10 protein-coding genes and 1 pseudogene are annotated in these 10,018 nt (G+C 60.7%); 6 read left to right on the plus strand and 5 right to left on the minus strand.

From position 1 onward, the window contains the following. The first annotated feature begins 2 nt into the window (after window positions 1–2). Complete coding sequence (locus N3C64_RS15285; RefSeq protein ID WP_375546091.1) at window positions 3–95, plus strand: integrase core domain-containing protein; 93 nt, start codon at window positions 3–5, stop codon at window positions 93–95. 440 nt (window positions 96–535) lie between these two features. On the opposite strand, the gene N3C64_RS15110 is transcribed toward N3C64_RS15285, so the two are convergent. Together N3C64_RS15110 and N3C64_RS15115 are read right to left on the minus strand one after the other, a co-directional pair. Continuing rightward, the gene (locus tag N3C64_RS15110) at window positions 536–814 is read right to left on the minus strand and encodes a helix-turn-helix domain-containing protein (RefSeq protein WP_260015086.1); all 279 of its coding nucleotides are present in this window, start codon (window positions 812–814) and stop codon (window positions 536–538) included. Further along, on the minus strand, window positions 811–1,182 hold the full coding sequence (locus tag N3C64_RS15115) for a type II toxin-antitoxin system RelE/ParE family toxin (RefSeq protein ID WP_260015087.1): 372 nt from the start codon (window positions 1,180–1,182) through the stop codon (window positions 811–813). The genes N3C64_RS15110 and N3C64_RS15115 overlap by 4 nt, the downstream gene beginning before the upstream one ends. A 10-nt stretch (window positions 1,183–1,192) precedes the next feature. On the opposite strand from N3C64_RS15115, the gene N3C64_RS15120 reads away from it, so the two are divergent. Beyond that, window positions 1,193–1,507 carry a hypothetical protein gene (locus N3C64_RS15120; protein ID WP_260015088.1) on the plus strand — a complete coding sequence of 105 codons (315 nt, stop codon included), beginning with the start codon at window positions 1,193–1,195 and terminating at the stop codon, window positions 1,505–1,507. Between the two features lie 33 nt (window positions 1,508–1,540). On the opposite strand, the gene N3C64_RS15125 is transcribed toward N3C64_RS15120, so the two are convergent. After that, the gene (locus tag N3C64_RS15125) at window positions 1,541–1,876 is read right to left on the minus strand and encodes a hypothetical protein (RefSeq protein ID WP_260015089.1); all 336 of its coding nucleotides are present in this window, start codon (window positions 1,874–1,876) and stop codon (window positions 1,541–1,543) included. A gap of 331 nt (window positions 1,877–2,207) precedes the next feature. Here N3C64_RS15125 and N3C64_RS15130 point away from each other — a divergent pair, with 331 nt between their 5' ends. From N3C64_RS15130 to N3C64_RS15145, 4 genes and pseudogenes are all read left to right on the plus strand, one after another. Continuing rightward, window positions 2,208–3,176, plus strand: a complete 969-nt coding sequence (locus N3C64_RS15130) for a DUF1214 domain-containing protein (protein WP_260015090.1) — start codon at window positions 2,208–2,210, stop codon at window positions 3,174–3,176. A gap of 17 nt (window positions 3,177–3,193) precedes the next feature. After that, entirely contained in the window at window positions 3,194–4,195 is a 1,002-nt protein-coding gene (locus N3C64_RS15135) for a DUF1214 domain-containing protein (RefSeq protein WP_260015091.1), read from the plus strand. 108 nt (window positions 4,196–4,303) lie between these two features. Continuing rightward, the gene (locus N3C64_RS15140; RefSeq protein WP_260015092.1) at window positions 4,304–5,953 is read left to right on the plus strand and encodes an alkaline phosphatase family protein; all 1,650 of its coding nucleotides are present in this window, start codon (window positions 4,304–4,306) and stop codon (window positions 5,951–5,953) included. A 153-nt stretch (window positions 5,954–6,106) separates the two neighbouring features. Beyond that, window positions 6,107–7,293 (plus strand): annotated as a pseudogene (locus tag N3C64_RS15145) (IS3 family transposase). A gap of 296 nt (window positions 7,294–7,589) precedes the next feature. Here the strand turns inward: N3C64_RS15145 and N3C64_RS15150 are convergent. Both N3C64_RS15150 and N3C64_RS15155 read right to left on the minus strand, forming a co-directional pair. Continuing rightward, window positions 7,590–8,339, minus strand: a complete 750-nt coding sequence (locus N3C64_RS15150) for a DUF5681 domain-containing protein (protein WP_260015093.1) — start codon at window positions 8,337–8,339, stop codon at window positions 7,590–7,592. Then, the gene (locus N3C64_RS15155; protein ID WP_260015094.1) at window positions 8,336–9,625 is read right to left on the minus strand and encodes a site-specific DNA-methyltransferase; all 1,290 of its coding nucleotides are present in this window, start codon (window positions 9,623–9,625) and stop codon (window positions 8,336–8,338) included. The genes N3C64_RS15150 and N3C64_RS15155 overlap by 4 nt, the downstream gene beginning before the upstream one ends. Window positions 9,626–10,018 lie beyond the last annotated feature (393 nt).

Genomic DNA, 10,018 nt, shown 5'->3' on the forward strand with positions numbered 1-10,018 from the left:
TCATCGGCGACTGGATCGCCTTCTACAACCACCGCCGCCCTCATCAGGCCCTTGCCATGCGCACACCGGCCGAGGCATTCACATTAGCGGCTTAACCTGAGCAGATTCCGCTGGGTCGATACAGTTTCGCCCACGGTCGGGTCATAGTGAGAAACTATGGCGGTCTGCGGCGGATTCCAATTTGCGAGACCGCTCGGGAAGTTTATTGCAAGTTGTAAATTTGATATATTGGGCCCGGATCCAAAGTTTGGAATGCCAATGCTCAGTCCGGTGAGGCTTCCTTCAATTTCAGTCATTTAGCACCTCCATACCATTCAGCGAAAGCGAAGAATATTCCAAGGGCCGAAACAATAGATATTGCAACCCATCGGACTGGTTTATTTTTTATGGACTTCTGAAACCAGTCAGCCATCGCATCCAAAATTATCTCCACGGCTGTATCATCCTCGTTGGGATCACTTCCGGTCGCTAGTATGGTGATCTGTCCAGCTTGCCGCAATACTTGAGAAGAAGATGCGCAGGGAGCTAGAGGTGTTCATGATAACAGCGCGCGCCGCACCGCTTCCGGCTCTCGCTGAATCAACCGCAACAAGTTTGCCGCCGGTCCGCTGATCCGGCGTTGCCCCTGTTCCCACTTCCGGTAGCCGGACAGGCTCATGCCCATCAGCGGGGCCATCTGCGCCTGCGTCAGCCGGGCGTGTTCCCGCACTTCCCGCGGGGCGATGGGGTCATGGACAATCGCGGGGCCTTCGCCCTTGGCATGGGCAAGGGCTTCGGTCATTGCCTGGATCAGATCATCGCCGAAGGTGCTCATCTCTTCTCCTTCCGGGTTGCCTTGAGCGCCGCCGCCAATGCGGAAACGGCGCGCTTTTCGTCGGGCGTCATGTCGCCCTGATCGTTCTTCGCATAGGCCTGAAGGGCGTAGAGCGGCATGGTGTCATCCAGGTAGTAGTAGATGATCCGTGCCCCTCCCCTCTTGCCGCGCCCGGATGCCGCAAAGCGAACCTTGCGAACCCCGCCCGTTCCCGGGATTTCAGCGCCAGCCAGCGGGTTCTCCGCCAGAAAGTCGATCAGCTCGCGCTTCTCGTCCTCAGTGAAGAGCTTTCCGTCTGGCGGGTGAAGATCGGGGGCTCTGCTACCGACTGCATGGTTGCATATACCCCATTGGGTTACACTTTTCAAGTGTCATGCGGTGATTGGCCTTTCCGGAACCAAGGCGCTAACCGAAGAGGCGTTTCCAGAAGCCTTTTGGCCTCTGGTCGTTCAAGAGTGCCAGAACGCGGCCTTCGGAGCTGTCGAGGCGTTTTCGAAGATCCTCCACGGTATCCGTCAGATGGCGCTTATGCTCTTCCAGGCCGCTCTTCCGTTCCTCCATCACGGCAAGTTCTTTTTCCAGATCAGCTATACGCCGCAATGCTTTGAAATCTGGGGGCAATCCTGCCTGTTGCGTATTGTTGCATTGCCTCTTTGTGCAACGCGTTGCGCGACAGGTTGGAAAACTCTGTGAAGCTCTGACGGGTCTATTTCATATGACCCATTCTCACCCTTGAGCGCAGAAATCTTCCCGCTTTTTATGGCGCGCTGAATGGTTGCCTTGTTCTTGCCGGTGGCCGACGACCGACATCCCCTTCGAATCTCGCCCGACGATCACGTGCGTGTCAGTCTGTCGGATGACGATTTCTGAGTTAGGGTACATCAGCGACGACGAAAGGCGGCCGGGATCAAGCGCAGATCTCAGATCGAGGGCGCCCAGCATGTCGGTCGCATAGGCTCCGTAATCCAAGTAGTCGAAGGCCTGACCAACCCTGGCGCCGAGATAGCGATTGCCTATCCCGCCCGACAGACTCCAGAACTCGGCCGCGGCCACGTAGGACATAAATCGGCTCCGTCAAAGAGCATCGCACGATGAAGCTTGCCGATCGGTGTGTACGGTCGACCACGTGTTTCGGAGTTAGGCTGTCGAGGATGCCCACGACACCGGCCGGTTCGATGATGTCCACCGATTTCTGCCGCATGCCGTCGCTTTGTCAGAAAATGATTGCCAGCCCTATGTTCAAATACCTCCGAATTGAAGACTTGGATTGTGAAAAATGAGAGGTGAACACATCATGCGAGGCGGACAATTGGTAAACCGCGCGTTTGTATTTCTGGCGTTCCTGGCCGCAATCGGCGCAGGTCCCGTTTACTCCCAGAGTTCCGAAGCCACAGTGGACCAACCTGCGAACGGCGGGGCAATTCCGGTCAACGTCGACAACTTCATCCGTGCTGCGACAAACATCGAGTTCGGCAAATATGCAGCCCTCTCTGGAGGGGTGAACAAGTTCTACCACTTCCGCGATGTGATGCCTGTTGACGCTCAGACGACCATCAGCGCGAACCGGGATACGCTCTATAGCACCGCGATCATCGATATCAGCAAGGGCGCCACCTTCACCCTTCCCGATGTCGGCGATCGCTACATGTCGGCGATGGTCATCAATCAGGATCACTACCTCAACAAGGTCTTCCACGGCGGCGGCACCTATACGCTCGACATGGACACGTTCGGAACGCCCTATGTCGCGGTCTACCTGCGCGTGCTGCTGGATACGACCGACCCTGCGGACGTGGCTGCCGTGCACGCGCTCCAGGACCAGATGTCGATCGATGCCGCCTCGTCCGAACCCTTCGTCGTGCCGCCCTATGACGAGGAAAGCTACAAGGGGCTTGTGCGGGCCGCCGTCGGCGTCGGCGCCTACCTGCCGGACAGTTTCCGCATGTTCGGCAAGAAGGAAGATGTCGATCCGGTCCGGCATTTCATCGGGACGGCCGGGGGCTGGGGCGGGTTGCCCGAGCATGAGGCGCTCTATCTCGGGATCGCGCCGAACCTCCCGGTCGGGAAATACAAGATCGAGGTACCTGCCGAGGTCCCCGTCAAGGATTTCTGGTCGGTCAGCGTTTACGATGCGGACCGCTATTTCGCGCCGAATGATTTGGACGCCTATGTTGTCAACTCAGTCACGGGCGAGCGCAATGCCGACGGCTCCATGACCGTGCACCTGGGCGGCTGCGAGGACGGGCGCGTGAACTGCCTGCCGCTCGTCGAGGGCTGGCAATACACCGTGCGGCTCTATCGGGCAGCGCCGGAAGTGCTGGACGGAAGCTGGGTCTTCCCCGGCGTCGAACCCGCGAATTGACAGAAAGGATAGAGAATATGCGACATCTCCTTCTTGCCATTGCGCTCTGCGCACCCGCGTCAGTCCTCGCCGAGGACATCACCATCCAGAACCTCATGCGCGCCGAGAGCGACACGATGTTCCGGCTCTCCATGCAGAACAACGGAACCGGTGTCGGAGAGATCGCCCATGAGCGCGAAGTAACCTCCGCCGACAAGCCGCAGCCGATCATCCGACCGAACCAGGACACCTTGTATTCGGCCGCCATCATCGACCTGTCCGAGCCGGTGACGGTGACGCTGCCCGAGGGCGACGGGCGGTTCCAATCCGTGCTGGTGATCAGCCAGGACCACTACAACTTTGCCTACGCCAAGCCCGGTTCCTATAAGCTGACCGAGGAGGAGGTCGGGACCCGCTTCGCGATGCTCCTGTTCCGCACCTTCATCGACGCGGGCGATCCCGACGATGCCGCCCGCGCCCATGCCGTGCAGGACGGAATAACCCTCGAAGGCGGCGGAACCGGCCCCTTCGAGGCGCCGGACTGGGATCTCGAGAGCCTTGCAGCAGCGCGGAAGGCGGTCAGTGACCTCGCCTCCGCCGTCGGCCTTGATGCCAGCATCGCCTTCGGTCGCAAGGACGAGGTAGACCCGCTGGGCCACCTGATCGGGATGGCGGGTTGGGCTGGGCAGCCGGCCACGACGGCCTCGGCCTTCCTTGACGTCGTCCCCATGAATGATGGCAAGACCCCCCATGCCGTGACGCTGCGCGACGTGCCGGTGGATGCGTTCTGGTCGATCACCATCTACGACGCCGACGGTTTCCTCGCGCCCAACGATCTTGGGCGGAACAGCTACAACAACACCTCGGCCACCCCGAACAAGGACGGCTCCTACACCATCCATTTCGGCGCCTGCGAGGACGGGCGGATCAACTGCATCCCGGTCACGCCGGGCTGGAACTATACGGTCCGTCTGTACGAGCCGCGGGCCGAAATCCTCGATGGAAGCTGGTCTTTCCCGGAAATCGTACCCGTAGACTGATCGCCTCTCTCGACCCGCGCACCGCGCGGGTCGACCGGCGAGAGGAAGGAGCCTTCAATGTTGATAAAGCCACTTGTCCAAAGGGCCGGTTGTGCCCTCGTTCTGGCATTGCTTTCTGCGAACGCTGCGGCGGCGGAGGGCAAGCCACGACTGATCCTCCAGATTACGGTGGATCAGCTGCGTGGCGACCTGTTGCAGCGTTATTTCGATGAATTCGGCCCGGACGGGTTCCGCTACCTGATGGAAAACGGGGTCTACTACAACAACGCACACCACGCCCACGCCAATACCGAGACAGTGGTCGGCCACACCACGCTTGCGACCGGCGCGCACCCCGCCGCGCACGGGATGGTGGGCAACCTTTGGTATGACAGGAAAGAGGGTCGCACTGTCTACAACGTTGAGGATCCAGACTATCCGATACTCTCTGACGGGGCGGGCGTCAGCGCCAAGACCGAGATCGACCCCACGCAGCTTGCGGCGGGCACCGACGGCCGCTCGCCGAGGGCAATCCTGACGACGACCTTTTCGGACGAGCTGTCGATCGCGACGCAAGGTCGGGCCAAGGTATTCGGCGTGTCTGTGAAGGACCGAGGCGCGGTCTCGATGGCGGGCCACACCGGCAAGGCATTCTGGTTCTCAAAAGCGGCCGGGCAGTTCGTGACCTCGAGTTACTACTACGACGCCTATCCGGACTGGGTGACTGACTGGAACGCAAAGGACCTGCCCAATCGCTACAGCGGCACCGCCTGGGAGCTTCTTCACCCAATCGAAAGCTACCTGTTCGCAGAGCGCGACGACCAGCCCTGGGAGCCGGAATTCGCAGGCTTCGGCCGGGTCTTTCCGCATCCCTTCTCGACCAAAGATGACCCTTATTTCACGACCCTTCTCACGGTCAGCCCCGTCGGGGACCAGATCACTGCCGACTTCGCCAAGGCCCTGATTACTGCCGAGGGGCTCGGTGACGACGAGGTGACCGACTACCTCTCTGTCAGTTTCTCCGCTACGGATTATATCGGACATTTCTTCGGCCCCTCCAGCCTCGAGTCCGAAGACAACCTGCTGCAACTCGACCGGACTCTGGCGAACCTCTTTGCCTTCGTTGACGCGGAGATCGGCCTCGACCGGACCCTGATCGTGCTCTCGGCAGACCACGGGACACCCGAAGCGCCGGGATATCTTCAGGAACTCGGTCAACTTGGCGGCTACGTCGCTCCCGACGAGTGGGATACGGCTGCGGCCGCCGAGCGTATCCGCGAACGGTTCGGCATCACCGGAAAGCTCATCGAGGGCTACGACCACCCCTATCTCAACCTCGCGGAAGAAGCGCTCAGCATCGAGGGTGTCGATCCCGTCGAACTGCAAACCGCCATCGCCGACGAGTTGGTTGCCTTCGACGGCGTCGCCTATGCGGTGCCGAGTGCCCGGCTGCGCGAGGGGTCGGTTCCAGACAACGCGCTAACCCGCGCTGTCCTCAACAACTACAATCCCGACCGCTCCGGCGACATCTACGTCGTCTTCAATCCTGGGTGGTTCATCGCCGACTTCGACGGGCTTTCGGTTACTGCCACCCATGGCTCGCCCTGGCGCTATGACAGCTATGTCCCGATCATCTTCGCGGGCTTCGGACTGACGCCGCAGCCGGTGTCCAGACGGGTTCTTACCGTCGACGTGGCGACAACGCTTTCGGCAGTCGCGGGCGCGCGTCCACCCGACGGCGCCGCAGGGGAGGTGCTGAGGGAAGTAGTCGGTCACTAGGCGCGGAGGTGCTGTCGAATGGAGGCAGTGAGTGGATCGGATAGGATGTCGACTACCAGCTTTTCGGCCTGGCGAGTTCGCGATGGCAGTGCTGTGACCCCCGATAGTTCCTCCATTTGATGCTAGAGTCCGGCCCAACAGAAGGACCGGATCATGAAGCCATCGAAGTTCAACGAAGCCCAGATCATCGACATGCTGAGGGAGGCCGAGGCAGGGGCGAAGACCGCCGATCTCTGCCGTCGGCACGGGATCAGCAATTCCACGTTCTACGCCTGGAAGGCGAAGTTCGGGGGCATGGAGGTCTCGGACGCGAAGCGGCTGAAAGCGCTTGAGGACGAGAACGCCAAGCTGAAGCGCCTTTTGGCGGATGCCCTGCTCGACTAGGCCGCGCTGAAGGATCTCCTTAGCCGAAAGTGGTGACGCCCGCCGCCAGGCGCGAGGCCGTCGCGATCCTCGTGGAATTGCACGAGATGAGCGAGCGGCGGGCGTGTTCCGTGATCGGTGCGGACCGAACCTCGGTTCGCTACCGCAGCCGACGGCCCGACGATGGCGGGCTGCGCGAGCGGATGCGGACGCTCGCGGGCGAACGCCGCAGGTTCGGCTATCGGCGGCTGCATGTGCTGCTGAGAAGAGAGGGGTCGGTGATGAACCGGAAGAAGACCCAGAGGCTTTATCGCGAGGAAGGCTTGTCGGTGCGCAAGAGACGGGGGCGGAAGAAGGCGACCGGGACAAGGGCGCCGCTGCTGACCGTCGCAGTTCCCAACGCCCGCTGGTCGGTCGATTTCGTGCACGACCAGTTCGCGCAGGGGCGTCGGTTTCGCGTCTTCAATGTGATCGACGACGTGACCAAGGAATGCCTGGCTGCGGTGGTCGATACCTCGATCTCGGGCCGCAGGGTCGCGCGCGAGCTCTCCGCGGTGATCGCGCGGCGCGGCAAGCCGGGCTTGATCGTCAGCGATCATGGAACCGAGTTCACCTCGAACGCGATGCTGGCCTGGACCGAGGAAGCTGGCGTGTCGTGGCACTTCATCGCGCCCGGCAAGCCGATGCAGAACGGGATCTGCGAAGCCTTCAATTCGAAGATGCGGGACGAGCTATTGAACGAGACGCTGTTTCACGGGCTTGACCACGCCCGCGCCGTCGTTGCGGACTGGGTGGCCGATTATAACGCCGAGCGCCCACACTCGGCCCTGAGCTACCAGACCCCCGCCGCCTTCGCGGCCCAACTCACCGCAATGGGCGACCGGCTCCACGCAACGGAACCGTTCCGCCGTTCGCCCATTGCTCCCGCGGCGCAACAGCGCCAAACTCAACCGCGGACTCCGGCATCAGCTGGATGAATGTCGGGGGTCACAGCATCACTCATGCAATGATCCTAGGAGACTTGACCTGTTGCGGATTTGCAAGGGTTGGAATTACGCCCCACTTGCTTCCAGAGTGCTTCCAGCGCCGAACCCGCAACGCAAGAAGCCGCCCTTAGACGGCGTGCAACGCGTTGATCTTATGTAGTATATTTTGTTGCGGGGGTAGAATTTGAACCTACGGCCTTCAGGTTATGAGCCTGATGGAAATCCTAGCCCCCAAAACTGGTGCGAGCCGAGAGCACGCGCGGCAGCTCCACCAAGTTACTGTCGTTTCATTCGGTCGGGCCCAGAAGTCGTGTAGAGCCAGGCTTGGGTATCGCCGCGAGACCACGTTCGATGGCCCTGAGAAGCGTGCGTGTCCGCTCTGCATCGCGCTCAAGCATGTCACGCATCCCTTGCTCGCTTTCGGTCTCAAGCATCTCCGCGATGGCGACGAGTTCCGCGTCCAGAGCGTCCTTGCGACGACGTAAATTCTCCAGAACGTCCTTTTCCGCCTGGGTGAGCGGCCCCAGCACGCGCACCTCGCCCGCGTCCATGTCGAGCATGATGTGATCGGGATGCGGCACGGGCTCAGGCAAATCGGTAATCCCGAGCCGGGCCCGCCGATTGAGTTCCCGCTCCCATGTAATCTTATAGTCCAACGCGGATTTGAAAGTTTCGTCGCTGTGCAATTTTCTGCTCGCCTCGACCGAAGCGAGAAGCTCGGCAAAGAGGCGCTGCGCGCGGTGCTGGCCCTTCACCGCGTTCACCGTCACGGATCGCATCACCGCCTGAACCATCGGAACCGAGACATTGCGTGTCCCGTCCCGCAACTTGATGCTGCGATAGGCCTCCAAGAGAATAATCGCCTTCATCCGCTCCTCATGCGGGCCAGGAACCTTGTTTTTGCTGCCCTTCGGACGACCGCGCGGGTTCCCGGACTGGCCTTTTTGAAACCGGCTCTTCTCGGGCGGTTTGCCATATCCCACCTCGTACCCAGACTTGCCGGCGAACGTGCCCTTCCCGCCACGCTTGCGTGTCATCGTGCGGCCTCCACTTTGAGGGTCGAGCGAGGCCAGCCACAGACAAGCGGCTCTGCCGCGTCCTTGGCGAAGCTCTCCCACCTTGCAAGAATCCGGTCACAGTAGATCGGGTCGAGTTCGACCAACCTGGCGCGACGTCCCGTTTTATGGGCCGCGATCAATGTCGAGCCGGAGCCCCCGAACGCATCGAGGACGATCTCGCCGCGCCCCGAGACATCGCGGATCGCATCGGCGATCATTTGCACTGGCTTGACGGTCGGGTGCAGCCGAAGCTCGTCCATCCGCCCCTTCCGCATCGTGTTGACGCCCCGGTAGTTCCAGACATTGGTCCGGTAGCGCCCGTGCTGACCGAGTTCGAAGCTGTTCGTATGCGGCGCGGCGCCCTTCTTGAAGGCGAAGATCAGCTCGTGGCGCGAGCGATAGAAGCTGCCCATGCCGCCGTTATCCTTTGCCCAGACGATCAAGTTCTTGAGCTCGTCATAGACCGCCTCGCCCGCCGCCAGTATCTCGCGCATGTGTCGCCAATCCATGCAGACGAAATGAATAGAGCCGTCACAGCTGTGCTCGGCCATTTTGCGCAAGGATTGTGTCAATTCGGCCTCGCTCATCTCGCCCGCGGCCATCGCGAACTCGCGATGCTTCACCTTACCCGCACCGCCGACATGGCCATCGATCTTCACATTGTAAGGTGGATCGGCAAAGACCATCCGGGCGCGCTCGTCTCCCATGAGGAGATCGAAAGTGCTCGGATCGAGCGCATCCCCGCAGATGAGCCGATGTGGCCCCAACTGCCACAGATCTCCCACCTCGACTCGGCGCGGCGCGATCTCGGGACAGAGGTCATCCTCCGGGTCGTCGGGTTCTTCGGGAGCGAGCCCCTCGATCAGGCTGTCGATCTCGGCCACCTCGAAGCCGATTACGCCGATTTCGAAGCCCAGATCCATGATCTCAAGAAGCTCCTTGAGCTCTTCAGCCAGAAGATCCTCGTCCCAGCCCGCGTTCAACGCGAGCTTATTGTCAGCAATGACATAGGCCCGCTTTTCTGCAGGAGTCATATGCTCGATCCTGAGGCACGGCACCTGAGCAAGGCCCAGGAACTTCGCCGCCTCGACCCGGCCATGGCCAGCGAGGATCGTATTCGACTGATCGATTAGGATGGGATTGGTGAACCCGAAGGTCTCGATCGACTGCGCGATCTGCTTCAGTTGCTTCTTCGAATGTTTGCGCGCGTTACGCGCCCAGGGCTTCAAATCTGATACGGCGACAAGCATGACGGAGTTTTGCATGGATTACCTCTTCGGACAGACCTGCAGAGCCCACCAACGCGGCGCGCGGCAGGGGGATCTGTCTGGTCATTGAAGTTGGGGAGATGACGACACGAGATCATAAACGCACCGGTTCGCGCCGGTGCGATCAGAAGATCCCGTCAGTCAGGAAAAGAAAAAGCCGTCAACTGCAACGCTTTCCAATTTTCGCGCGCAAGACGGCCATATGTGAATCTTGTCAAGAAAAGCGCCAAAGTTCAATAGCATCATGACGATGAATTACTCTCATGAATTCAATGTCCTAACCCGAATCCAAATGCCGAATACCCCAGATTGCCATCAAAACGCGGCGCGAATCATGCGCCCGGCGTGAACCGCAACAAACTGCGCCCCGAGGCGGGGTCTGGCGCGGCT

Origin of the sequence: Sedimentimonas flavescens, from assembly GCF_025154035.1 — a bacterium.
Lineage (GTDB): Bacteria > Pseudomonadota > Alphaproteobacteria > Rhodobacterales > Rhodobacteraceae > Rhodobacter > Rhodobacter flavescens.